The sequence below is a fragment of the Agrobacterium tumefaciens genome (assembly GCF_005221325.1).
In the GTDB taxonomy this organism is placed as follows: Bacteria; Pseudomonadota; Alphaproteobacteria; order Rhizobiales; family Rhizobiaceae; genus Agrobacterium.
In genome coordinates, this window is sequence record NZ_CP039888.1 from 878,511 (window position 1) to 901,066 (window position 22,556).

The window sequence follows — 22,556 nt, forward strand, 5'->3', positions numbered from 1 at the left end:
AACTTAAGCAGTTAGAGGATCGCTCCTTAAGGAGCGTCGTCCCCAACATGGGTTTTTAGAGTATCGATCCGCGCCCAACGCGGAAGGATTATAATCTCGACCCGCTGATTAAGAGTCAGCAGCTCGATAAAACGAGGCCGCGACAAAACGCAGCCTCGCTTCAATTCATTACGCTACGACGTAAGGCAGCAGGCCGAGGAAACGGGCGCGCTTGATCGCCTGGGCGAGTTCGCGCTGCTTCTTCTGGGAAACGGCCGTGATGCGGGAAGGAACGATCTTGCCGCGCTCGGAAATGTAGCGCTGCAGCAGACGAACGTCCTTGTAGTCGATCTTCGGAGCGTTGGCGCCGGAGAAGGGGCACGTCTTGCGACGGCGGTGGAACGGGCGGCGTGCCTGGGAAGAGGAAGTATCAGCCATTGGTCAATTCTCCTTATGCACGGTCTTCGCGCGGACGGCGCGGACGGTCTTCGCGGTCGCCGAAGCCACCTTCGCGCGGCGCGCGGGGACCACGATCTTCACGCGGGCCACGGTCCGGACGGTCGCCGTCACGGCGCGGGCGGTCGTCACGATCGCGCTTCTGCATCATCGCGGACGGGCCTTCTTCGTGGGCTTCGACGGCGATGGTCATGTAGCGAAGAACGTCTTCGTTGATGCGCATCTGGCGCTCGACTTCATGAACTGCAGCCGCCGGAGCGTCGATGTCCATGAGAGCGTAGTGAGCCTTGCGGTTCTTCTTGATGCGGTAGGTGAGGGACTTCAGACCCCAGTTCTCGACGCGTCCGACTTTACCGCCGAACGATTCGATAACGCCCTTGTACTGCTCGACAAGTGCGTCGACCTGCTGGGCAGAAATATCCTGCCGGGCAAGGAAGATGTGTTCGTAAAGAGCCATTTAAGCTTTGCCTTTCTTGCGTTTCGTCCTTCACCCGGCAACGGCGCTAAGCCTCAACGACTGCTCCTGGTTAGGCGATGAAGCCTTAAAGCAAGAAAAGCGTTGTTCGAGACGGTCGAGAGCGGAGACACGGGAGGCCGGAAAAACCTTATGGTTCCTGCTGTTTCGTTACCGAAACCAGCCCTCCGTTCAGCCACCAGCCAATTGGACCGGGTGTTGTGAACAGCGCGCTTATACGGATTTTTCGCGTTTTGGCAATGGCTTTGTCAGTGAAGCGCGTTTTTCTTCAGAACGACGAACCATTTATGCTTGGTATCGGCGATGTGGCCGCTTTCACTGAGCGGGATCGTTTTCTTCGTCACAGAGTCGAGAACGTTGAAGCCTATGACGTCGATTTCGCCCGGCCGCCTGGCGACGACAATATCGGTGTGCGACTTATAGCTGCCGACCTTGTCGTAGTAACCCTGGGCCTGCTGAAAACTGACCTTGTCATAGGTGTAGCCGACGACATCGCCGACATCCGGGGTCGCGCCGGCCTCCTTCAGCCGGTATCCGTGGTAGAGGGCATTTGGCGAGTTTTGCTGGCGCGCCTTTATGAAATGGCGAATCCATACGGAATGCGATTCCGCGAATGGAAACTCTTTCTTGCTGAATTGCGCGGCATGGAAGACATAGGAAATTCCGACGGCTGACCAGAAATAGTGGTCGTTCATAATATCGTCTTCTGTCGGCGTCCCGCCTCCGACGGCATTATAGTTCTTGATGACGTATTTTGCGAATATGGGATCGTCATCCTTGTGCCGGATGTGCTTGGATCCAGTAGAGACGTTCCATGTGGACCTTCCCCAGTGGTTCCACTCCTGATCGGTAATATTGAGAATATCTGCGACTGTCTTGGCCATCGAATTCTCCCAATTGTAGTATATTTGTTGTTTTTGTGAAAAATCCAGTCAATTCTTCTATGAAAATAAAAAGTTCACCGGAGCATATCGATATATGCGCCGGTGAACGTGATAATACAGAATTTAATCAGTATTGAAAGATGGTTTTATTTGAATTTCCGGTCTGAAACTGGTTCAGATCGCCATCGGATATTGCCTATGGATCGCTGCGATACCTTTCAACAGCTCATCCGACAGAGCCACATCGGCCGCCGCAATATCGGTCTTCAGCTGTTCCGTCGTCGTCGCGCCGATGATGACCGAGGCCATGAACGGGCGGGTGAGGCAGAAGGCGATGGCGAGCTGGGCCGGGTCCACTCCGTGCCTGGCGGCAAGTTCCAGATAGGCCTTGACCGGCGCTTCCTGCAGCGGCTGCAACCGGCCCCCGAGATCCTTGTTGATAGTGCCGCGCGAGCCCGCCGGGCGAGCGCCATTCTGGTATTTGCCCGTCAGCAGACCGGCTGCCAGCGGCGAATAGGCGAGCAGGCCGACATCTTCGTGATGGGCGACTTCCGCCATGTCGAGGTCGAAGCTGCGATAGAGCAGGTTATATTCGTTCTGGATGGTGGCGACGCGCGGCAAGCTCTTGGCCTCGGCGATATCGATATATTTCTGCGTGCCCCAGGCGCTTTCGTTGGAGAGGCCGATGGCGCGGATCTTGCCGGCCTTCACCAGTTCGCCGAGCGTCTCGAGCTTTTCGGTGATTTCGGCGAGCGTGCGCTTGGTGTCCTGGCCGGAGGCATCGAAACCCCAGGCGCCACGGAAATGATAGGTGCCGCGGTTAGGCCAGTGAATCTGGTAGAGGTCGATGTAATCGGTCTTCAGCCGCTTGAGGCTGGTATCCACCGCCTCGCGGATCGAGGCGGCATCGATGTCGCGACCGCCGCGAATATAGTCGCGGCCTGAGCCGGCAACCTTGGTGGCGAGTACGACCTGGTCACGCTTGCCGGTCTTTTCGAACCACGCACCGATATACTCTTCCGTCCGTCCCTGCGTTTCGGCCGAGACGGGGGTAGTGGGATAAAGCTCTGCGGTGTCGAAGAAATTGACGCCGTTTTCGATGGCGTAATCCATCTGCGCATGCGCTTCGGCTTCGGTATTCTGCGTGCCCCACGTCATGGTGCCGAGGCAGATTTCAGACACGGAGATGCCCGTGCGACCCAATAGTTTCTGTTTCATGGAGGTATCCCGGTGCTTGGCCAGTTTTGGAAGGTGGTGTGAAACTAATCGGGAATTGCCGCAGTGCAAGAAAAAATATGACTAAAAGAAAGGGGAAAACAGGTTTGTAAAACCCCGGGCAATGGCCCGTTATAGGGCTTCAAGCTTGACTTCGCTGGCGGGAATGTGAATGGAAGTCCGAAAGAATAAAGGCAAGGCCAGACAAGAAGGACGACATCCCATGGGTATTGCATTCACATTTCCCGGTCAGGGAAGCCAGACCGTTGGTATGGGCAAGGAGCTGGCGGACACCTATCCGGAAGCGCGCGCCGTGTTCCAGGAAGTCGATGAGGCGCTCGACCAGAAGCTTTCCGACATCATGTGGAACGGGCCGGAAGAGACGCTGACGCTGACCGCGAACGCCCAGCCGGCCCTCATGGCCGTCTCGATGGCTGTCATGCGCGTTCTGGAAGCGCGTGGCCTGAAGCTGTCCGATACGGTTTCTTATGTCGCGGGACATTCGCTCGGCGAATATTCGGCGCTTTGTGCAGCCGGCACCTTCTCGGTTGCCGATACTGCCCGTCTTCTGCGCATTCGCGGCAATGCCATGCAGGCCGCCGTGCCGGTCGGCGAGGGCGCCATGGCTGCCATCATCGGGCTCGAGCACGATGCGGTTTCCGCCATCTGCGAGGAAGCCGGCATTCTCGGCGTTTGCCAGATCGCCAATGACAATGGCGGCGGCCAGCTGGTCATTTCCGGCGGCAAGGCCGCTGTCGAGAAAGCCGCCGCGATCGCTTCCGAAAAGGGCGCCAAGCGCGCCATCATGCTTCCCGTTTCCGCACCCTTCCACTCCGCGCTGATGGCGCCGGCGGCAGAAGCGATGCGCGAGGCGCTGGCGAAAGTCGAAAAGCACAATCCGGTGGTGCCTGTTATTGCCAATGTCCGCGCCGCTCCCGTTTCCGATGCCAATGAGATCGCCGCCTTGCTGGTCGAGCAGGTGACGGGCCAGGTGCGCTGGCGTGAGACGGTGGAATGGTTTGCCGCCAACAATATCACGCAGCTTTACGAGATCGGCTCCGGCAAGGTGCTGACGGGCCTTGCCCGCCGCATCGACAAAACGGTGAGCGGCGTTGCCGTTAATGGTGCGGCCGATATCGACGAGCTTCTTGCCACGCTTATCGGCTGAGGCGGGCTTCGCCCCGCACCGGCTTTTTATTTTTGACAATTCCCGATGCAGAACCGCAAAACTACCCGCGGACTTGCCATAAAGAAGGAACGGACAATGTTTGATCTGACAGGCCGCAAGGCTCTCGTAACCGGCGCGACCGGCGGCATCGGCGAAGAAATCGCCCGCCTTCTGCACAGCCAGGGCGCAACCGTTGGCCTGCACGGCACGCGCGTTGAAAAGCTCGAGGCGCTGGCGGCGGAACTTGGCGACCGCGTCAAGATTTTCCCGGCCAACCTTGCCGATCGCGCCGAAGTCAAGGCGCTGGGCGAAAAGGCCGAAGCCGAGCTGGAAGGCGTCGACATTCTCGTCAACAATGCCGGCATCACCAAGGACGGTCTCTTCGTGCGCATGAGCGACGAGGACTGGGACAACGTCATCGAGGTGAACCTGACGGCGATGTTCCGCCTGACGCGTGAACTGACGCATCCGATGATGCGCCGCCGTTTCGGCCGTATCATCAACATCACCTCCATCGTCGGCGTCACCGGCAATCCCGGTCAGGCCAACTATTGCGCCTCCAAGGCTGGCATGATCGGTTTTTCGAAGTCTCTGGCGCAGGAAATCGCCACCCGCAACGTCACGGTCAACTGCGTGGCGCCAGGCTTCATCGAAAGCGCGATGACCGGCAAGCTGAACGACAAGCAGAAAGACGCCATCATGGGCGCCATTCCCATGAAGCGCATGGGCACCGGCGCCGAGGTCGCGTCGGCCGTTCTTTACCTGGCTTCCAACGAGGCGGGCTACATGACCGGCCAGACCCTGCACGTCAACGGCGGCATGGCGATGATCTGACGGCGCTCCACGCCGTCGTGAAAAGGATTGCGGCGCTGTTTAAGCACCTTGTTGGGTAGCTTGCGCCGCAAGGCCCCGCTTGCCGGTTTTCGGCGAAATTGCCTGTCATACGCTGTGCTTAGCGCGTTTTCAGGCTTTTCGACCGATTGAAACCATGTTAAGCGGGCCAAGACTGTGAACAGTCGTCCCGGAGAGACAGGAAGCCGTTGCGATTTTGCGTGACGATGTCTAGCTTGGACCGGGTTGAACGGGTTTGCCAGCGGTGCCGGATTTGAACGGCGCATGAGGGCTTCTAACAGGGCAGGGTGCCGAAAGGCATTCCCTTTCAAAATAAAGGTCGAGGAAACCGACATGAGCGATATCGCAGAACGCGTAAAGAAAATTGTAATTGATCATCTTGGCGTTGACGCCGACAAGGTTGTCGAAGGCGCCAGCTTCATTGACGATCTGGGCGCTGATTCGCTCGACACCGTTGAACTGGTCATGGCTTTCGAAGAAGAATTCGGTGTTGAAATTCCCGACGACGCAGCTGACTCGATCCTGACTGTCGGCGACGCCGTCAAGTTCATCGAGAAGGCCCAGGCCTGATCGACCTTCATCGGGAAGGTGACATATCTTCCCGTCTTGGCCCGGCTTGTCCGGGCCAATGTTTTATAGGCAGACGGTAGGTGTTCCGAAAGGCGCGCTTTCCTGCTGTCGCAAGGGTCACGGGCCGCAACAACGCCGCCTGTAACCTTCATGCAAAGATTTAGACATACTGCAGCCTGCCGTTAGTGCCATCCCATGGTGCCCGGTGTTGCAGAAAGACCGATGATTTGGATAAGGGCGGAGCATTGGCGATGAGGCGTGTCGTTATCACCGGTACCGGCATGGTATCTCCTCTTGGATGCGGAACGGAAGTGACCTGGGAGCGGCTTTTGGCCGGCCAGAACGGCGCCCGTCTCGTGACTGAATTCGAAGTCGAAGACCTGCCCGCAAAGATCGCCTGCCGCATTCCCGTCGGCGACGGCTCCAACGGCACCTTCAATGCTGATGACTGGATGGAGCCGAAGGAACAACGCAAGATCGATCCTTTCATCCTGTACGGTATGGCCGCCGCCGACATGGCGCTTGCCGACGCAAACTGGCATCCGGAAACGGATGACGACCAGATCGCCACCGGCGTTCTGATCGGCTCCGGCATCGGCGGTCTGGAAGGCATTGTCGAGGCGGGTTACACGCTGCGCGACAAGGGTCCCCGTCGCATTTCGCCATTTTTCATTCCCGGCCGTCTGATCAACCTCGTATCCGGCCAGGTTTCCATTCGCCACAAGCTGCGCGGCCCGAATCATTCCGTGGTAACGGCCTGCTCGACTGGCGCACACGCTATCGGCGACGCCGCCCGGCTGATCGCGCTCGGCGATGCCGAGGTCATGGTCGCCGGTGGTGCCGAATCGCCGGTCTGCCGCATTGCGCTTGCCGGCTTTGCCGCCTGCAAGGCGCTTTCCACCCAGCACAATGACGATCCTCAGAAGGCCTCGCGTCCCTATGACCGCGACCGCGACGGTTTCGTCATGGGCGAGGGCGCCGGCATCGTGGTTCTCGAAGAACTCGAGCACGCCAAGGCGCGTGGCGCTAAGATTTACGCCGAAGTCGTGGGCTACGGCCTTTCCGGTGATGCCTACCACATCACGGCTCCCTCCGAGGACGGAGACGGCGCGTACCGCTGCATGGCCATGGCGCTGAAACGTGCGGGCCTCACGCCTGACGATATCGACTATATCAATGCCCACGGCACCTCCACCATGGCCGACACGATCGAGCTTGGCGCGGTCGAACGGCTCGTCGGCGAATCGGCTCCGAAGATTTCCATGTCGTCCACCAAGTCGGCCACCGGCCACCTGCTGGGTGCTGCAGGTGCCATCGAGGCGATTTTCGCCACTCTTGCCATCCGCGACAACATCGTTCCGCCGACGCTCAACCTCGACAATCCCGATGTCGACACGAAGATCGACCTCGTGCCGCATAAGGCACGCAAGCGGCAGGTCAATGTGGCGCTTTCGAATTCCTTCGGTTTTGGCGGCACTAACGCCTCGCTCGTGCTGCGCCGTTACGAAGCATAATCGCGACGGCAGTTTGCCGTCGCGATGGTGTCCGTGCCACAAACTGTCCAAGGCGGTTGCGGCGTTCTCCTGCCGGACGCTGACAAGGATGTTCTTTCCTTTGAAGAACGTATTGCGGCTTGCGAAAGCCATTCCGATTTTCGCGCCGATATTGTAGTCGTTTATGGAAGGCGTTTGCCGGGCCGGGTGATTTCCGGCTGCGGGCGGCTTCCTCCATCGGCTTTGTCCGAAACGATGTTCGTGAAGCGCAATATCAGGGCTTCACGATATCTCCATGTGGTGCGGGACGGCATTCCGAACCTGTTTTTGCCGCATTACCTGCGCAAAAAGCGCTGACAACGCCGAACTGAAAAGGACCGACGGTGAGCGACACGAATCAGAACAGCCAGGGACCATCAGGACAAAACGGCGCGGGCGAAGGCAATCGCGGCCCGATCATTCCGAAGTCCCCGACCGAGGCGCTGCGGCCGGAAAAAGTGCCGGCGCCGCCGAAGCGCTCCCGCAAGGCCCACGGGCAGCTGGTGATCTTCCTGAATTTCCTGATGACGCTTGCCGTTGCCGTCTGTGTACTGGCCATTGCCGCCTTCTATTACATGATCAATGCGTTCCAGGAGCCCGGTCCGCTCGAAACGAACACCCATTTCACCGTCCGTAACGGTGCTGGCCTCATCGAGATCGCCAATAATCTCGAGCGTAACGACATCATCTCCAACGCCCGCGTTTTCCGCCTCATGACCGGCAGCTATCTGCAGAAGGATCAGACGCTGAAAACCGGCGAATACGAGATCAAGGCCGGCGCATCGATGAAGGACATCATGCTGCTGCTCGAATCCGGCAAGTCGATCCTTTATTCCGTATCTCTGCCGGAAGGCCTGACCGTGAAGCAGATGTTCGCGCGCCTTGCCTCAGATGAGGTGCTGGATGGCGAACTGCCCGCGACGCTGCCGCCTGAAGGCAGCCTGCGCCCCGATACGTATCGCTTCACCCGAGGCACCAAGCGCGAAGAAATCATCAGCCAGATGAGTGCGGCGCAGGGCAAGCTGATCGACATGATCTGGGAACGTCGTGATCCTGATCTGCCGATCAAGACCGTCGAGGAATTCGTGACGCTCGCCTCGATCGTCGAGAAGGAAACCGGCAAGGATGACGAGCGCGCCCATGTCGCCTCCGTCTTCTACAACCGTCTGAAGAAGGGCATGCGCCTGCAATCCGATCCGACGATCATCTATGGCCTGTTCGGTGGCGACGGAAAACCTTCCGATAGGCCGATCTATCAGTCGGATTTGCAGAAGCAGACGCCGTTCAACACCTATGTCATCAAGGGCCTGCCGCCGTCTCCCATCGCCAATCCAGGCCGGGCAGCGCTTGAGGCAGTCGCCAATCCATGGCGCACGGATGACCTCTATTTCGTGGCCGACGGCACCGGCGGCCACGTCTTTGCCAAGACGCTCGAAGAGCATAACGCCAATGTGCGCCGCTGGCGCAAGATCGAGGCCGAGAAGGCTGCTTCCGGCGGTAATCCCGATGTCATCGTGGACGGTCAACCGGGCGGCGCCGAGGCGGAAAAACCTGCCAACAACTGATAATCTCGACCGGGCCTTGTCATTCACAAGGCCCGGTTTCGCACGGCATGACCGGGGGGCTTCCAGATATGACATTGCAATCGATGACGGGCTTTGCGCGCAGCGAAGGAACCTCCGGCCGTTACCGCTGGGCATGGGAATTGCGTTCGGTGAACGGCAAGGGGCTCGATGTGCGCCTGCGTCTGCCGACCGGTCTCGAAGCCCTGGAAACCGGCCTGCGCGAAATTGCGGGAGAGCATCTTTCCCGCGGCAATATTCAGGCCGGCCTGACGCTGGCGATTGCGGAAAACCGGCTCGAGGCCGTGATCAACCGCGACGCGCTCGCCGCTGTTCTGGCGCTCAAGAAGGAGCTTGGCGATGTTGTCGACGACAAGCCGCTGAGCTTCGATACGTTGCTGACGATACGCGGGCTGGTGGATTTTCGCGAGGCGGAAGACGATGCCGAAGCGCAGGCGACACGCAACAGCGATGTGCTCGACGGTTTCGCTGTCGCGGTCGAGAAGCTGAAGGACATGCGCGAGCGGGAAGGGGCGTCGCTGTTCGCCATCCTGTCCGGCCATATCAACCGCATCGAGCAGCTTGCGGACATCATCGAGAATGATCCATCCCGCCAGCCCGAGCAGATCGCGGCGCGGCTCGCCCAGCAGATCGCGCTCATTGGTGACGGCGTGCACGGGCTCGACCGCGACCGCCTGCATGCCGAGGCGGCGCTGATCGCCACCAAGGCGGATCTGCGTGAAGAGATCGACCGGCTGCGTGCCCATGTCGAGGCTTCACGCGAACTGTTGGAGAATGGCGGACCTGTCGGCCGCAAGCTCGATTTTCTTGCACAGGAATTTAACCGCGAGTCGAATACAATCTGTTCCAAATCGAATGCCAGTGCGGTAACCGCAGCGGGCATAGAGTTGAAAGTGGTGATCGACCAGTTTCGCGAACAGGTACAAAATCTGGAGTAGACCCCATGGTCCCGGTGAATAATTCTCCCGTCACGATTGCCCGCAGAGGGCTGATGCTGGTGATTTCTTCGCCATCGGGCGCAGGCAAATCCACGATCGCGCGCAACCTGCTCGAGAAAGACAAGAACATCAGCCTTTCCGTCAGCGTCACGACGCGTCCGCGCCGCCAGAGCGAGATCGAAGGCATCCACTATCACTTCATCTCCAAGCGTGATTTCGAGCGCATGCGCGACGGTGACGAGTTGCTGGAATGGGCCGAAGTCCACGGCAATTTCTACGGCACGCCGCGCGAGCCGGTCGAAGCGGCGATGGCCGCCGGCCGCGACATGCTGTTCGATATCGACTGGCAGGGCGCCGAGCAGCTGCAGGACAAGATGAAGGCTGACGTCGTTTCGATCTTCATCCTGCCGCCGACCATGACCGAGTTGCAGTCACGCCTGCACCGCCGCGCCGAAGATACCGAAGAGGTCATCAAGACCCGCCTCCTCAATTCCCGCTCAGAGATCGAACACTGGCGCGACTATGACTATGTCATCCTCAACGACGACCTGCAGGCCGCCTTCGAGGGCATAGAAGCGATCGTCAAGGCCGAACGCGTCCGCCGCGACCGCCGCCACGGCATGTTCGACTTCGTGAGGGCGTTGCTTGAGGAAGAGCCGAAGCTCTGAGGGAAGCCGTTTTGTTCTATTTCTGGAGTGAGGCCGGCAAATCGACTTGAATTTCCAACGGAATGAAGTGCTTCAGGTTTTCGGTTATCACGGTCAGATTATAGACTTGTGCGGTGGCGGCAATGATCAGGTCGGCAAGGCCGGGATGACGGCCTTTGCTGTTTGCAATATCCTCCATCGCTCCCGCTACACGGGCAACCGCGACATCCATTGGCAATATTCGATCTCCGAAGTTTTCGGTCAGAGAACTCAGCCAGCCGTTCAGACGTTTGGCGCGATCGACGGCGCCCTTGCGAACAAGATATCCTATTCCCTTTTGGATTTCCGTAACGGTCATCGCTGACAGATAAAGTGTATCGGCCTCGCCCTGCACATGGAACCATGTGCGGGTCGCTTCGGATGGGATGGGCTTGTCGGGAGCAAATCGGGATATGATATTGGTATCGAGCAGGAAGCCGTTACTCAAAATCGATTTCCCTCATGGTCGATGGATTGCGCGACAGATCCACGCCGCCCGGATAGGTTAGCAGGAAATCACCGAAATTGGCGGGCGGTGTCTTCAGCGCCTTTTTTGCTGCTTCGGCCGCCTCAACGGAAACGAGCACCGCTGCCGGTTTGCCGTGACGAGTGATCGTCACGAACTCGCCCTTCGCTGCTTCATCGATCAGTGTGGCAAAACCGGCTTTTGCTTCGGCAACGCTCATGCTCGACATATTTGCCTCCAAAAATGACCATATATGGACACAATAGTAGAGCGCAGAGTTGCAAGCAACCTCCGTCGTTGCCGTCTGCCTGACCTTGCCTTAAAGGCAGTTCGCCAACGTCACGAATTCCTCCACCGACAATGTCTCCGCCCGTCGTGTAGGGTCGATCCCGGCCTTTTCCAGCAGCGTTTCTCCGCCAAGGCTCTTCACGCTCTGGCGCAGCATCTTGCGGCGCTGGCCGAAGGCTGCTTCCGTGACCCTTTCAAGCTTGGCGACGTCGCAGGGCAATGGCTTGTCCTTCGGCAAAAGGTGCACGACGGTCGAAGTCACCTTTGGCGGTGGGCTGAATGCCTGGGGCGGAACGTCGAAGGCCATTTCCGAAACGGTGCGCCAGCCGGCGAGAACGCCAAGACGGCCGTAGTGATTGTCGCCTTCTTCGGCTACGATACGCTGGCCGACTTCCTTCTGGAACATCAGCGTCATGGAGAGCCAGAAGGGCGGCCACGCCTTCGGCAGCAGCCAGTTGACCAGCAATTGTGTGCCGACGTTATAGGGCAGGTTGGCGATGATGCGCACGGGCTCCACGGCGGGAACCAGCGCTTCGAAATCCGTCTTCAGCGCATCGCCCTCGATGACCTCGAGCCGTCCGGGATAATGCGCTTCGATTTCCGCAAGAACGGGCAGGCAGCGGCTGTCGCGCTCGACGGCGATGACCTTTTTCGCACCGAGCGACAGAATGGCACGGGTAAGGCCGCCGGGACCGGGGCCGACTTCGATCACCGTCACCCCATCGAGCGGCCCGGCGGTGCGGGCGATCTTCTGGGTCAGATTGAGGTCGAACAGGAAATTCTGACCGAGCGATTTCTTCGCATCGAGCCCATGGCGCTGGATGACATCGCGCAGTGGTGGCAGTCCATCGATGGCGGCCATTAAGCGCCAACCCGGCTGCGGACGGAAATCTCCGCCGCCATCGTCAGCGCCGCCACGAGGCTCGCCTCATTGGCAATGCCCTGGCCGGCAATGCCGAAGGCGGTGCCATGGTCGGGCGAGGTGCGGATGAAGGGCAGACCCAGCGTGACATTGACCGAATCGTCAAAGCCGAGCGCCTTGGCCGGAATGAGTGCCTGATCGTGATACATGCACACCGCGACGTCATAACGCTTGCGGGCGGCATCGTGGAACATGGTGTCGGCGGGCAGGGGACCGAAAGCGTCGATGCCGTCTTTCCGCAACCGTATGGTCGCCGGATGAACCACATCGCGATCCTCTGTGCCCAGCGCGCCATCCTCACCCGCATGCGGGTTAAGGCCTGCGACAGCCAGACGCGGCGCCGCTATGCCGAATTTTTCCCGCAGATCGGTATCGATGATCCGGCATGTCGTGACGATCAACTCTTCCGTCAGGGCGGCCGATACGTCTTTCACCGGAATATGGATGGTTACCGGCACGACCCGAACCTTCGGGCCGGCAATCATCATCACCGGCGTTACCGGCTTGCCCGTCTGGCGCAGGGCGAGATCGGCCAGAAATTCCGTATGACCGGGAAAACCGAAACCAGCTTCGTAAAGCACGGATTTCGCAATGGGGTTGGTGACGACAGCCGCAGCCTTGCCTTCGACCGTCAGGGAAACGGCCATCTCGATGGCCTTGATCGTCGCATGGGCAGCGCCGACATGCGGCTGACCCGCCTGTACTTCAAAACCGACAGGAAGGGGAAGGATGGGGAAAGCCCGCTCGAACAAGCTGACAGCGTCTTCCGTATCGCAGGTCTCGATATTGACCGGCACACCGATCATCGCCGCGCGGCTTGCCACCACATCGGGGTCGCCGATGAAGATGAACGGCGGCACGCCATTCTCCCGGCGCTTCGCCCAGGCGTTGATGGCGATATCGGGGCCGATACCGGCTGGATCTCCCTGTGTCAGGGCAAGCGGCAGGGATGCATGTGTCACGGAAAGACCCGGTTCTCGTATTAATATCAGGTGTTGACGATCTGCGCCTTCTTGCGCAGTTCCTCGATATATTTCTTCTCGTTCGGGTTTTCGCCGTCCTTGGCCTTCATCAGGTCTTCGGCCTTGAACACCATTTCCGCGGCATAGTCGTCGGAAACCTGACGTTGCTTGCAGATGGCCAGATATTCGACGCCCTTCTCGGTCACACGCGTGCCGGTGGTGCCGCCTTCCTTGGTCTTTTCGATCAGCGCCTTCCAGTCTTCCGGAAGCTCCGGCGCAAGAATGCGTCCAAGGTCCTTGATTGCCACGTCACGCATCGTTGCGGCAAAGCTCATGGCCTGGTCGCAGCCGGGGTAGCGCTTGCGCGAGGCTTCAGCCTCGGCCTTGCGCTTGCCGGTAATGGCGTTGCGCTTCGCTTCCGGGATGACGAAGATGACCTGCTGCAGGAAATATTCTGTCGTCACGGGCTTCTCGCCGCGCTCCTTCAGGCGGGTGACGAGATCCTGGTTCGACATCTTGCCGCGCGCGCCGTAACGGGCGTTGACGAGGCGCGGCCAGCTCATCTGAACGGCGATGAAGGCCTTGAAGTGCTCGGCGCCGACGCCTGCCTGTGCAAGCACTTTCGTCAGTTGCTCGGGCTTCATTTTATTATTGCCGGCAAACCGCGCGAATGCGGCGTCGACGTCCTGCGTGCTGACCGACATCTTCACGCGGCCGATCTCTTCGCGCTTCAATGCCTCGTCGACCAGCTGCTCGCGGGCTTTTTCGTTGAGATTGCCGGACTGGCGCTGCAGCTTGAGGAAGGCTACGCGTCTTGCGATATCATCATTGGTGATGGGGGTCTTGTTGACGACGATCTTGACGGTGCTGTCGGCGAAGGCCTGGCCGGCATAAGGCACAATGGCCATGGGAACGGCGAAAATCGCAAAGGCAAAAGCAGCGCCACGCAAAGCCGACTTTCCGAAATTCATCATATGCTTCTCCCTTTCGTCGGCCAGGGTCCTTGCCCTGTTCCGCCAATCTGTTCCGCCCGAAGCGGGGAATATCGAACTCCCCGGCTTTTCAGACCTGCACCTTGCGCATCCGCAACACGAATTTGCCACGTATATATCATCGCGATCCACAAGACGGCAATGTGTCGGTTTGTTGAAAGAAAACCCGATAGGTTTCATGTCCGGCCGACACTGGCGTGTTGTTGCGGCGAAACCGTGGCTTTACTGACCAAATGGCAAAAAGGCAGGCCACGATGTTACGTGACCTGCCTTTAAACTCAGTAGTTGTTTGGTTTCCAGCCGATGTCCATGTCATTCCAGTCCTCATTGGCCGAACCGACGCTGACGTCGCCGAGCGTGCGGAAGGCGAGGCGCGCATTGATCGACCAGTCATTGGCGGCCTGGCGGCTGGAATTGATATTACCCTCGTCGGAGTAGCTGACCGTCAAGATCGTGCATTCGTCCTGATAGGCAATGCCGATACGGCGCTCGGCGGCAAATTTTCCGTTCAGATCGTAGTTGATCGAGCCGAACAGCGACCAGTTGTCGTCCATGCGCAGCGAACCGGAAGCCTGGATGATATCGCGGTTTTCGTTATAGCCGTATTCCGGCTGTGCCTTGACCTGCGTGTAGCTGAGCTTGCCGTTGATGCGGCGATCCGAATAGCTGATGCCCGTTTCCGACCGGTTGATTTCGAAATTGTCCTTGTCGAGACGCAGGCTCGAGGACAGCGAAAGACCGATCGGTGCATCGAAGGCAGCCATGGCGACATAATCCGAACGATCGGATTCGAGGCCGGAATTGGCGCCCACATTCAGAAGGTCGTAGGAGGCGAAGGAATTGTCGCCCGCCAGATGGAAGGACTGACCGGCAATCGCACGAATGCCGTAACCATTGTCGAACGTGCCGTTATAACGGAAGCCGATATTCGCACGCGTGCCGCCTTCGATGCGGTCGAAGCCGGAGAACTTGTCGCGCTCGAACAGGTTGGTAGCGTCGAATACGAAGGCCTGCGCATCCTCGTTCGGGAAACGACCGGCATATTGCTCGTTCGGCCGCACGAAAATCTGCGCGATCGGCTCGATCACATGGCTGCTGTTGAGGGCCGTGAACAGCCAGGGATAACGCACTTCAAGGCCACCGGTGACCATGCCGCGCAACGCCGCATCGTCATGGATCATGCCTTCATAAGCATAGGAGGTGCCACCGGAGGTGAAGCTCGCCGCGGTCATGTCGGTCCACAGCGCGTCGCCGCGCGCTGCAAGGATCGGCGTGATCTGCAGGCCGCTATCCATCGTGAGGGTGCGCTTCCATTCCGCTTCGGTTGACAGGCGCGTATACGAGCCTTCCAGACCGTTGAAGCGCGGGAAACCGCCCATCGCGTAAGAATCCTGCGTCGTACGGCTGATGCTCGTGAAGTTCGTGGTCAGCGAAAGCTCGCCGCCATAGATCGGGTCCGGCAGGAAGTAACGATAGTCTACGACCGGATGAACGATCGCCTGCTTGCGTTCCTTGAGCTCCGAATTATCCGTGTCCTGAACGTTGAAGTAATAACCGCGGGCATCGAAGCTGTTGCGCTCGCCAGTGCCGGCCAGATAAATCTGGTTGGTCTGGACGTCGTTCTTGTAACCCTTCAGGCTGTAGGTACGCGAGAAGTTATTGTCGGTCTGCACCATGGCATCCCAGCCGAAGGCCCAGCGGGGATTGATGCTGAAATCACCCTTCGTCGCCACCATGCCGCGCTCATCGTTCAACGCGTCACTCGTTCCGGAGATGAACGTATCCGAGGATTGCTGGCTGATGCCGGCAATCGTCAGCGTGTGCATGCCGGTTTCGAAACGCTGGCGCAACTCGGCCTGGAGAAGCAGGCCCTGTTTTGTGTAATAGGTCGGCGTGACCGTGACGTCGGACGTATCGGACAGAACCTGGAAATAGGGGACACCGATACCGAAGCCGAGCTTGTTGGTCATGCTCATCTGCGGGAACAGGAAACCGGACTTCCGCTTGACCGTATTATCCGGAACCGTGAGGAACGGGATATAGGCGATCGAATGGCCGAAAAGCTGCAGGCGGGCCTTTTCCAGCCGCACCGTATGGGTCTTGCCGTCCTGAATGACGCGCTCAGCCTTGACCTGCCATAGCGGCGCCTTTTCAGGGCGTTCGGCGCAAGGCAAACAGGCGGTGTAGACGCCGTTGTTGAGGACCATCATGTCGCTGTTGAGACGCTCGGCGCTTTCGCCCGCGATACGGGTATTGTCCGTGGTCTCGACGCGCAGGGCATTCACGAAGCCCTGACCGAAATCGTCGGTGACGTCCATTTCGTCGGCATAGATCTTGTTGCCGCCCGGCTCGACCAGTTCGATGTTGCCATGGGCAATCACGCGACCGGTCTGCTGGTTGTATTCCACTTGCTGGGCCACCATGCGGTAGCCCGAATATTTCATGCGAACCACACCCTTCGCGATGACGCGCTGGGCATCGCGGTTATAGGTCAGTTCATTTGCTGTAAGCAGGAGTTTCGAATCGTCTTGGCTTGCCGACGCGAGCAGTCCATCCTGGCCGAAAGCGACCGGGCTGGATGCCAAATACGCGCACACAGCGGCACCTGTCAGAAGGGCCGTCCAAAGCCGCCTGATATTCCCGCGGTCATATACCGCCACTAGCCGTCCTCCTGATGAAGCAGAATGGTTGCCCCCAAAGCCAACGCCACGATGACTGGAACCCAGACAGCGACGCTGGGAGGGACAACACCACCACTCCCGAATGCCCTTACGAGCACGGTTACTACATAAAGCACGAAGCCGGAAACGATTCCACCCAGAATCACGGAGCGCGATTGGGCGAAGCGGCTGAACTTTAATGAAACGGTCGCGGCGATCAAGGTCATCGCGACCAGAAGCAGGGGCGTCGATAGCAGGAAATGATACTGCGTCTCAAGCGCCTTTGAAGATAGTCCAAAGGACTTTGCAACTTCGATCTTGTGAGAAAGGTCAAAGAAAGCAACGGTTTCCGTCTGCGTCATGCGCTCTTGAACGAATTCCCGTCTCAGATTGGTACTGATCCGTGTGCTTTCTTGCCGAACTGGCACATGTCCGGCGCGCGTTTCCGAAACGCCGTTAAGAAGCCAGTAACCATCTTCCAATTTAGCCGACTTCGCATCCTTCCGCGAGACGATGTTTCCGTCCTTGTCGAGGTCGATGAGAACCACGTCGAGAAGCATCGTTCCGTTGTCTTCGAAGCTCTTGGCGCCGATGATCGTATCCTGGCCGCCGCTCGACTGGCGCATCCACGGAATGATCTCCTGCTGGCGGCCGCCGCCTGCTTCGTTGCGCAGGCCGGCCTCCATGGCCAGCGACTTGTTCTGGCCCCATGCGGCGATGGGGTTGAGGACCATGATCGACAGGATACCGATGAAAACCGCACCGAGCACGAAAGGGAGGATGAATTGCCATGCGGAAATGCCGGCCGCACGCGTCACCACCAGTTCGTAACGCCGGTTGAGCGAGATCAGCGTCGTCATGCCGACGAAAAGCGCGATGAAGGGAACGGTCTGTTGCAGGATCAGCGGCAGGCGAAGCGCCGTCAGGCCGAGGGCGGCCGGAACGGAGTAGCCGGGCAGGCCGGACATGCGCCGAGCCGTTTCGCTGAAATCGGCGAGATAGATGATCGACGATACGCCGAGCAGGAACCAGACTGCGGTGATCAGATATCGCTTCAGGAAATAGCGGGCGAGCGTGTTGAAAATCATAGGCTACCGCTCCCCGAGTTTTTTGCCATTCGGCTGGAGAAGAGGCGGCGCAGGCGACCCGCCGCATCCGCGATCACCTTCGGCATTTTCGGCTTGCGGCCGGTCATCAGTACGAAGGCAGCTGCGGCACCGCTGAGACCCGGCACGGCATAGACCAGTGGAATGAAGGCAGCGCTCTGCTTGATCTGGTTGGTGACGTAAAAACCGAGCCAGCGCAGCATGAAGGCCGTCACCAGCGCTGCGACCATCGGATGCAGGCGCGCTTCGCGGTGCGACCGGGAATCGGCGGCGATGACGAGCGAAATCAGCGCGAAGGAAAAGGCGAACATCCAGTCCGACAGACGCTTGTGCAACTCGCTGCGGAAGGTCTCCGGCGAGCGCTTGTAGCTCGCATTGTTCTCGTCCGGCGAGAGAAGGAAGCTGAGGCTCGCATCACCGGGCGAAAGCGACGGCTCCGAATCCTGTTTTTCCGACATGGTCGAAAGGTCGAAGGCATAGGACAGGAACTTGACGATCGAGACCTTGCCGTCGGGCGTCTTCTGCTGCACTTCGCCGTCTCGCATGGTCAGCGACGTGCCGCTTTCATCGATCATGCCTTCCTTGGCATAATAAATAAGGTCGAAATTCGGATCGCGACGGTCGGCCACGAACAGGCCCTTGAGGATGCGGCCCTGCCGCTGGGCGATCTGCACATACAGGCCGTCCTGAATAGTGCGGAAGGTCTTTTCCTCGATGACCGAAGACAAGAGATCGGCATAGGCGGCAGCCACCATTTGCCGCGCGGAATTGCGGGCGGGCGGCTCGATGAAATTGGTGATGGTGAAGGAAAACAGGCTGAGAACGGCGGCCAGAATGAGAACCGGGCGATACATCACCGAACGCGGCGCTCCGGCCGCATCGATGATGGCAAGCTCGGAATCATTGTTCATCGTCGTGAAGATTTGGGTGATGCCGATGACAAGCGCGAAAGGCAGCACCACGGGGATAAGCGTCGGCAGGATCATCGTCGCGAGCGCCATGAAGGAACCCATCGACTGGCCCGTATCGGTGACGAGATTGATTCTCTGGAGAACCTGGATGGTCCAGATGATGGCCAGCACCGGCAACAGCGCGACCAGAAACATCTGCGTTGTCCGCCGCAGGATATAGTTCTCGAGAAGCTTCATACGGCCCTGTTCGACATTGTTTTTTCGTGCGATCGCTCGCCGAATTTCCGCCTATCTAATAGCATCGTTGGCGATTGGCTATTCCGGCATGCTCACAAATATGTTTTGCGCGATGATTTTTCCACGCCCTGTGTCTTTTTGTGGAACAAGCTGTCGGTTTCATGACGTGATATCGTCGTCCACAAAAATGCCTTTCCTTTAACGACTGTAGGCCTTTAAAGAATGCGGGGTTGCGCCCCGGGCCGAAAAGGCCATGATCACGCGCATCGTGCAAGTTGTAGAAGAAGAGCAGGAAAACATGTCCGCTAAATTCGATATTTCTTTCGCCAATTCCGCCTCGCTGGAAAATGCCCTGGCCATCGTGCTGCAGGCCTCGGGCGAGGCGCAGGCCGTCGCCGGTGCTTCCGAGGCTGATCCGGGTGGTGTGATCGAGAGGGCGTCGAAGATTTCCGGCTTTTCCGCAAAGGCGATGGCGACGCTCGACGTCATCGCGCCGCAGGGTTCCGCCGCCGACCGGCTGCTCGTCATCGGGCTCGGCAAGCCGTCGAAGCTGGTCGCCCATGACTGGCTGCGCGCCGGCGGCACCGCGGCTGCCCATTTCAAGAAGTCGGACAAGGTCGTTATCTATCTCGATGCCCCGGGCGTTGAGGTGAGCGCCGAAGCGGCCGCGGATTTCGCGCTGGGCCTGCTGCTGCGCGCCTATAGTTTCGATGCCTATAAGACCAAGAAGAAATCCGATGACGAAAAGACGCCGAAGAAAGTCGACGTCACCATCGTAACCGCCGCCCATAAGGACGCGGAAAAGGCGTTTGCCGTGTCGGAAGCCGTGGCTGGCGGCGTGGTACTGGCGCGTGATCTCGTCAACCTGCCGCCGAACGTGCTTGGTCCCGTCGAATTCGCCGAAAAGGCTGAGGAATTGCGCAAGCTCGGCGTTGATGTCGAGATTCTCGGCGAAAAGGAGATGAAGAAGCTCGGCATGAATGCGCTTCTCGGTGTTGCGCAGGGTTCGGCCCGCCCGCCGCGGCTGGCGGTCATGCAGTGGAACGGCGGTTCCAAGAAAGATGAACCCATTGCCTTCGTCGGCAAGGGCGTCGTTTTCGACACCGGTGGCATTTCGCTGAAGCCCGGCCTCAACATGGAAGATATGAAGGGTGATATGGGCGGCGCTGCTGCGGTCACCGGCCTGATGCATGTGCTCGCGGCCCGCAAGGCCAAGGCAAATGTGATCGGCGTCATCGGCCTTGTGGAAAACATGCCTGATGGCAATGCCCAGCGTCCCGGTGATATCGTCACCTCCATGTCCGGCCAGACCATCGAGATCATCAATACCGATGCCGAAGGCCGGCTGGTTCTGGCCGATGCGCTCTGGTACACCAAGGATCGCTTCAACCCGAAATTCATGATCAACCTCGCCACGCTGACGGGCGCGATCACTGTCGCGCTCGGCAATCTGCAAGCCGGTCTTTTCTCCAATGACGACGAACTGGCCGCGCGGCTTGCTGAGGCGGGAGAGGCGACGGCCGAGAAGCTGTGGCGCATGCCGCTCGGCAAGGATTACGACAAGATCATCGATTCCAAATTCGCCGACATGAAGAACAGTTCCGGCCGGCTGGCGGGCTCCGTCACTGCCGCGCAGTTCCTCAAACGTTTCGTGGGCGAAACACCGTGGGCGCATCTTGATATTGCCGGTACTGCCATGGGTTCGCCGCTGACCGAGATCAACCAGTCCTGGGGATCGGGCTACGGCGTGCGTCTGCTGAACGAACTCGTTCGTGCCCACTACGAAGATTGAAGCGAGCGGAGCGGCAAGTCTGCGAATGACTGAAATTCTGTTCTACCATCTGACGGAATCGAAGCTGGAGGACGCGCTGCCGCCTTTGCTCGAGAAATCGCTGGAACGCGGCTGGAAGGTCGCGATCCAGACGGTGGACGAGGAGCGCCGCGATTTCCTCGAGACACATCTGTGGACCTTTCGCGACGATAGTTTCCTGCCGCACGCCACCGACGCTTCACCTGCACCGCAGAGCCAGCCGATTCTTTTGACCGCATCGGTCGAAAACGGCAATGCGGCAAACGTGCGCTTTCTGGTCGACGGCGCCGAGCCGCCGCCGGTGGAGACCTATGAGCGTGTCGTGTTCATGTTCGACGGATATGACGCCTACCAGCTGGAAATGGCGCGTAACCACTGGAAAACGCTGAAGGCAGAGGGGCATTCCCTGACCTATTGGCAGCAGTCGCCGGAAGGTCGCTGGCAGAAAAAGGCCTGATCCGCCAAGGATCGGACGGCACTTCTGTCGCAGCGGCGATTAAGCCTGTAACAAGCCAAAAAAACAGGGCGCGACCGCTTCGTCAGCCGCGCCCTCTGAGGCTTGTATTCCGGGAAGCGTTCAGGCTTCTCAGTCGTAGAAGGAATCCACGAATTTGTGGCGGCCGAGCAGGAAGGCATCGGCCACATGGGTCAATGGCGCGAGGTCAACGTCCGATCGGCTCGCCTTGATGATCTCGGCGAAGCGCTCGTAAAGAGCCGGATATTCCCGTTCCGGCTGGGACAGTTTTTCCTCGCCGTTGATCGAGAGCTTCGCGCCGCCTTCGGACAACACCATCTGTCCCGCTGCCGTTTCGGCAACGATATCCCAGCTCTGCTTGCCGGTCTGGCGCCAGTCGAATTCGGCATGGACAGGCGTTTTCGCAACGTCGGAAAAATGCAGGTCGGCTGCGATCGGGGCGTCGCGGTTTTCCGGGAATTCCAGCGTCGCCTTGGTCAGGAACAGCGCGCGCGGCAGGATATGGGTGATGATCGACAGCGCATTGATGCCGGGATCGAACACGCCGAGACCGCCCGCCTGCCAGATCCAGGCCTGGTTCGGGTGCCAATGGCGAACATCCTCTTTCCAGATGACATGCACGCTGTCGATTTTCGTCGAGGCCAGAAACGCCTTCGCCGCCTCGACCGCCGGTGCATAACGGGAATGCCAGCTGGCAAACAGCGAAAGGCCCTTCGAATCCGCCAGGCGAACGAGATCCTGCACTTCCGAAAGTGTCGCGCCCGGAGGTTTTTCAAGGAAAACATGCTTGCCGGCATTCAGCGCCGCGTAAGCCGCCTCGTAACGATATTGCGGCGGCATGCACAGTGAAACCGCATTGATCGCCGGTTCTGCCTCCAGCATGGCCTCGATGGTGCCATAGGAAGAAACACCGTCCACGGTGCCGTGGCGGCTCGCGGTGCAGATCAATTCAAAATCCGGATTGCCTGCGATGGCGGGAAGATGCTGGTCGCGAACGATTTTGCCGACGCCGACGATGGCAAGCTTGGTGGCTGACATGGAGAGGAATCCGTTTGAGTGCTGCATGGGATAAAGTGTGACTTTACGGGTTTTTAGCAGAAACAGCCGAAGGGGCAAGGCGATGATCCAGCCCGTCGCGTCATTTTTTGTATCGCCGGGATGTGGCGTAATATTTAACTGTATATTCGAAATTAATAATAGGTGCAGTGCAGTAAGTATTTTTCTGGATAAGCGTCATTTCATTGAAATTTATATTTCAATTATGCTCTTTTGCGGTAATCTCCAACAGATTATTGCTCGTTATTTATTTTATTTTGATTTTTCCTTCAGGGCGGGGCTTGATGATTATATTGCAAAACGTAAGTGTAGGCGGTGTCTGCGATGCCCTTG

The 22,556-nt window shown here is 58.8% G+C and carries 23 protein-coding genes; 10 read left to right on the forward strand and 13 right to left on the reverse strand.

The window, feature by feature from the left end; translation table 11 throughout:
- Positions 1-168: 168 nt before the first annotated feature.
- From rpsR to CFBP5499_RS04685, 4 genes are all read right to left on the reverse strand, one after another.
- Positions 169-417: a 30S ribosomal protein S18 gene (gene rpsR, locus CFBP5499_RS04665; RefSeq protein WP_003496832.1), complete on the reverse strand. Its 249-nt coding sequence runs from the start codon at positions 415-417 to the stop codon at positions 169-171.
- A 13-nt stretch (positions 418-430) separates the two neighbouring features.
- A complete protein-coding gene (gene rpsF / locus CFBP5499_RS04670; protein ID WP_003496829.1) occupies positions 431-892 on the reverse strand; it encodes a 30S ribosomal protein S6 in 462 nt (153 codons plus the stop codon).
- A gap of 266 nt (positions 893-1,158) precedes the next feature.
- Complete coding sequence (locus CFBP5499_RS04680; protein ID WP_080825392.1) at positions 1,159-1,794, reverse strand: DUF2272 domain-containing protein; 636 nt, start codon at positions 1,792-1,794, stop codon at positions 1,159-1,161.
- A 174-nt stretch (positions 1,795-1,968) separates the two neighbouring features.
- Complete coding sequence (locus CFBP5499_RS04685) at positions 1,969-3,012, reverse strand: aldo/keto reductase (protein WP_080825391.1); 1,044 nt, start codon at positions 3,010-3,012, stop codon at positions 1,969-1,971.
- Between the two features lie 220 nt (positions 3,013-3,232).
- On the opposite strand from CFBP5499_RS04685, the gene fabD reads away from it, so the two are divergent.
- From fabD to gmk, 8 genes are all read left to right on the forward strand, one after another.
- Positions 3,233-4,177 carry an ACP S-malonyltransferase gene (fabD, locus tag CFBP5499_RS04690; RefSeq protein ID WP_130932447.1) on the forward strand — a complete coding sequence of 315 codons (945 nt, stop codon included), beginning with the start codon at positions 3,233-3,235 and terminating at the stop codon, positions 4,175-4,177.
- Positions 4,178-4,273: 96 nt separating this feature from the next.
- Positions 4,274-5,011: a 3-oxoacyl-[acyl-carrier-protein] reductase gene (gene fabG / locus CFBP5499_RS04695; RefSeq protein ID WP_080825389.1), complete on the forward strand. Its 738-nt coding sequence runs from the start codon at positions 4,274-4,276 to the stop codon at positions 5,009-5,011.
- Between the two features lie 351 nt (positions 5,012-5,362).
- Positions 5,363-5,599 (forward strand): acyl carrier protein, encoded by a 237-nt coding sequence (locus CFBP5499_RS04700; RefSeq protein ID WP_003502080.1) that lies wholly within the window; start codon positions 5,363-5,365, stop codon positions 5,597-5,599.
- A gap of 251 nt (positions 5,600-5,850) precedes the next feature.
- The gene (gene fabF, locus CFBP5499_RS04705) at positions 5,851-7,113 is read left to right on the forward strand and encodes a beta-ketoacyl-ACP synthase II (protein ID WP_137066246.1); all 1,263 of its coding nucleotides are present in this window, start codon (positions 5,851-5,853) and stop codon (positions 7,111-7,113) included.
- 33 nt (positions 7,114-7,146) lie between these two features.
- A complete protein-coding gene (locus CFBP5499_RS04710) occupies positions 7,147-7,449 on the forward strand; it encodes a hypothetical protein (protein WP_175416559.1) in 303 nt (100 codons plus the stop codon).
- Positions 7,450-7,475: 26 nt separating this feature from the next.
- Positions 7,476-8,696 carry an endolytic transglycosylase MltG gene (gene mltG, locus CFBP5499_RS04715; protein WP_080825386.1) on the forward strand — a complete coding sequence of 407 codons (1,221 nt, stop codon included), beginning with the start codon at positions 7,476-7,478 and terminating at the stop codon, positions 8,694-8,696.
- A gap of 68 nt (positions 8,697-8,764) precedes the next feature.
- Positions 8,765-9,652, forward strand: coding sequence for a YicC/YloC family endoribonuclease (locus CFBP5499_RS04720; protein ID WP_080825385.1), 888 nt, complete (start codon positions 8,765-8,767; stop codon positions 9,650-9,652).
- A gap of 5 nt (positions 9,653-9,657) precedes the next feature.
- Positions 9,658-10,320 (forward strand): guanylate kinase, encoded by a 663-nt coding sequence (gene gmk, locus CFBP5499_RS04725; protein ID WP_080825384.1) that lies wholly within the window; start codon positions 9,658-9,660, stop codon positions 10,318-10,320.
- Positions 10,321-10,336: 16 nt separating this feature from the next.
- Here gmk and CFBP5499_RS04730 read toward each other — a convergent pair whose 3' ends face one another.
- From CFBP5499_RS04730 to CFBP5499_RS04765, 8 genes are all read right to left on the reverse strand, one after another.
- Positions 10,337-10,786, reverse strand: coding sequence for a type II toxin-antitoxin system VapC family toxin (locus tag CFBP5499_RS04730; protein WP_080825383.1), 450 nt, complete (start codon positions 10,784-10,786; stop codon positions 10,337-10,339).
- Positions 10,779-11,033 (reverse strand): type II toxin-antitoxin system Phd/YefM family antitoxin, encoded by a 255-nt coding sequence (locus CFBP5499_RS04735; RefSeq protein WP_080825382.1) that lies wholly within the window; start codon positions 11,031-11,033, stop codon positions 10,779-10,781. The genes CFBP5499_RS04730 and CFBP5499_RS04735 overlap by 8 nt, the downstream gene beginning before the upstream one ends.
- Positions 11,034-11,123: 90 nt before the next feature.
- Complete coding sequence (rsmA, locus tag CFBP5499_RS04740; protein WP_080825381.1) at positions 11,124-11,954, reverse strand: 16S rRNA (adenine(1518)-N(6)/adenine(1519)-N(6))-dimethyltransferase RsmA; 831 nt, start codon at positions 11,952-11,954, stop codon at positions 11,124-11,126.
- Positions 11,954-12,976: a 4-hydroxythreonine-4-phosphate dehydrogenase PdxA gene (pdxA, locus tag CFBP5499_RS04745; RefSeq protein WP_080825380.1), complete on the reverse strand. Its 1,023-nt coding sequence runs from the start codon at positions 12,974-12,976 to the stop codon at positions 11,954-11,956. Before pdxA ends, rsmA begins: the two co-directional genes overlap by 1 nt.
- Positions 12,977-13,002: 26 nt before the next feature.
- A complete protein-coding gene (locus tag CFBP5499_RS04750) occupies positions 13,003-13,950 on the reverse strand; it encodes a peptidylprolyl isomerase (RefSeq protein WP_080825379.1) in 948 nt (315 codons plus the stop codon).
- A 296-nt stretch (positions 13,951-14,246) separates the two neighbouring features.
- Entirely contained in the window at positions 14,247-16,628 is a 2,382-nt protein-coding gene (locus CFBP5499_RS04755; RefSeq protein ID WP_080825378.1) for an LPS-assembly protein LptD, read from the reverse strand.
- Entirely contained in the window at positions 16,628-17,716 is a 1,089-nt protein-coding gene (gene lptG / locus CFBP5499_RS04760) for an LPS export ABC transporter permease LptG (protein WP_080825377.1), read from the reverse strand. The genes CFBP5499_RS04755 and lptG overlap by 1 nt, the downstream gene beginning before the upstream one ends.
- On the reverse strand, positions 17,713-18,882 hold the full coding sequence (locus tag CFBP5499_RS04765; RefSeq protein ID WP_080825376.1) for an LptF/LptG family permease: 1,170 nt from the start codon (positions 18,880-18,882) through the stop codon (positions 17,713-17,715). Before CFBP5499_RS04765 ends, lptG begins: the two co-directional genes overlap by 4 nt.
- 298 nt (positions 18,883-19,180) lie before the next feature.
- On the opposite strand from CFBP5499_RS04765, the gene CFBP5499_RS04770 reads away from it, so the two are divergent.
- Both CFBP5499_RS04770 and CFBP5499_RS04775 read left to right on the forward strand, forming a co-directional pair.
- Complete coding sequence (locus tag CFBP5499_RS04770; protein ID WP_080827387.1) at positions 19,181-20,674, forward strand: leucyl aminopeptidase; 1,494 nt, start codon at positions 19,181-19,183, stop codon at positions 20,672-20,674.
- A gap of 25 nt (positions 20,675-20,699) precedes the next feature.
- A complete protein-coding gene (locus CFBP5499_RS04775; protein ID WP_080825375.1) occupies positions 20,700-21,149 on the forward strand; it encodes a DNA polymerase III subunit chi in 450 nt (149 codons plus the stop codon).
- Positions 21,150-21,278: 129 nt separating this feature from the next.
- Here the strand turns inward: CFBP5499_RS04775 and CFBP5499_RS04780 are convergent, their stop codons facing one another.
- Positions 21,279-22,205, reverse strand: coding sequence for a Gfo/Idh/MocA family protein (locus CFBP5499_RS04780; protein ID WP_080825374.1), 927 nt, complete (start codon positions 22,203-22,205; stop codon positions 21,279-21,281).
- Positions 22,206-22,556: the final 351 nt, after the last annotated feature.

Bases quoted from the DNA above. Each gene is read 5' to 3' on its own strand.
- gmk (WP_080825384.1), top strand. From the start codon at position 9,658: ATGGTCCCGGTGAATAATTCTCCCGTCACGATTGCCCGCAGAGGGCTG.
- CFBP5499_RS04720 (WP_080825385.1), top strand. From the start codon at position 8,765: ATGACATTGCAATCGATGACGGGCTTTGCGCGCAGCGAAGGAACCTCC.
- fabD (WP_130932447.1), top strand. From the start codon at position 3,233: ATGGGTATTGCATTCACATTTCCCGGTCAGGGAAGCCAGACCGTTGGT.
- CFBP5499_RS04680 (WP_080825392.1), bottom strand. From the start codon at position 1,794: ATGGCCAAGACAGTCGCAGATATTCTCAATATTACCGATCAGGAGTGG.
- rpsF (WP_003496829.1), bottom strand. From the start codon at position 892: ATGGCTCTTTACGAACACATCTTCCTTGCCCGGCAGGATATTTCTGCC.
- CFBP5499_RS04700 (WP_003502080.1), top strand. From the start codon at position 5,363: ATGAGCGATATCGCAGAACGCGTAAAGAAAATTGTAATTGATCATCTT.
- CFBP5499_RS04750 (WP_080825379.1), bottom strand. From the start codon at position 13,950: ATGATGAATTTCGGAAAGTCGGCTTTGCGTGGCGCTGCTTTTGCCTTT.
- CFBP5499_RS04735 (WP_080825382.1), bottom strand. From the start codon at position 11,033: ATGTCGAGCATGAGCGTTGCCGAAGCAAAAGCCGGTTTTGCCACACTG.
- rpsR (WP_003496832.1), bottom strand. From the start codon at position 417: ATGGCTGATACTTCCTCTTCCCAGGCACGCCGCCCGTTCCACCGCCGT.
- rsmA (WP_080825381.1), bottom strand. From the start codon at position 11,954: ATGGCCGCCATCGATGGACTGCCACCACTGCGCGATGTCATCCAGCGC.
- CFBP5499_RS04765 (WP_080825376.1), bottom strand. From the start codon at position 18,882: ATGAAGCTTCTCGAGAACTATATCCTGCGGCGGACAACGCAGATGTTT.
- CFBP5499_RS04780 (WP_080825374.1), bottom strand. From the start codon at position 22,205: ATGTCAGCCACCAAGCTTGCCATCGTCGGCGTCGGCAAAATCGTTCGC.
- fabF (WP_137066246.1), top strand. From the start codon at position 5,851: ATGAGGCGTGTCGTTATCACCGGTACCGGCATGGTATCTCCTCTTGGA.
- CFBP5499_RS04770 (WP_080827387.1), top strand. From the start codon at position 19,181: ATGTCCGCTAAATTCGATATTTCTTTCGCCAATTCCGCCTCGCTGGAA.
- fabG (WP_080825389.1), top strand. From the start codon at position 4,274: ATGTTTGATCTGACAGGCCGCAAGGCTCTCGTAACCGGCGCGACCGGC.
- lptG (WP_080825377.1), bottom strand. From the start codon at position 17,716: ATGATTTTCAACACGCTCGCCCGCTATTTCCTGAAGCGATATCTGATC.
- CFBP5499_RS04685 (WP_080825391.1), bottom strand. From the start codon at position 3,012: ATGAAACAGAAACTATTGGGTCGCACGGGCATCTCCGTGTCTGAAATC.
- CFBP5499_RS04775 (WP_080825375.1), top strand. From the start codon at position 20,700: ATGACTGAAATTCTGTTCTACCATCTGACGGAATCGAAGCTGGAGGAC.